This window comes from Haloferax sp. Atlit-10N (assembly GCF_003586325.1).
In the GTDB taxonomy this organism is placed as follows: domain Archaea; phylum Halobacteriota; class Halobacteria; order Halobacteriales; family Haloferacaceae; genus Haloferax; species Haloferax prahovense.
On record NZ_PSYX01000135.1, the window covers coordinates 1 to 482 of the forward strand.

Sequence of the window (482 nt, forward strand, 5' to 3'; positions counted from 1 at the left end):
CTGGGTATGCGGCTGTCTCGGTCACCGGGGTGGGACTGTGACTCACGCTGAGACGCCACTTGTCGACCTCCGGTGTGAGGCGCATACGTATCCGGACGGAACCGTCGGCATGCACGACGTCGAGTTCAGCGTCTTCCCCGGCGAGATCGTCGCGCTCGTCGGCGGCAACGGCGCGGGGAAATCGACGCTCCTCGAACACCTGAACGCCACGCTCGTCCCCGACGATGGCGAACTGGTCGTCGGCGGCACACCAATCAGCGAAGACAACAAAGCACGCGCGCGAAAGCAAGTCGGCTTCGTCTTTCAGGACGCCGATACGCAACTCGTCGCACCCACGGTCCTCGATGACGTGATGTTCGGCCTCCAAAACTACGGCGTCCCCACTAACGAAGCGAAACAGCGCGCTCGCGAGGCGCTCGAAACGGTCGAGGCGGGTCACCTCGAAGACCGGATTCCGCACTACTTGAGCGGCGGCGAGAAAC

Annotated in this window: 1 protein-coding gene; it reads left to right on the forward strand. The window is 63.7% G+C overall.

Annotated elements, in window-relative coordinates:
• Positions 1-37 precede the first annotated feature (37 nt).
• Positions 38-482, forward strand: a 445-nt coding sequence (locus C5B91_RS21540) for an energy-coupling factor ABC transporter ATP-binding protein (protein WP_119713046.1), incomplete at its 3' end; no start/stop codon positions are given.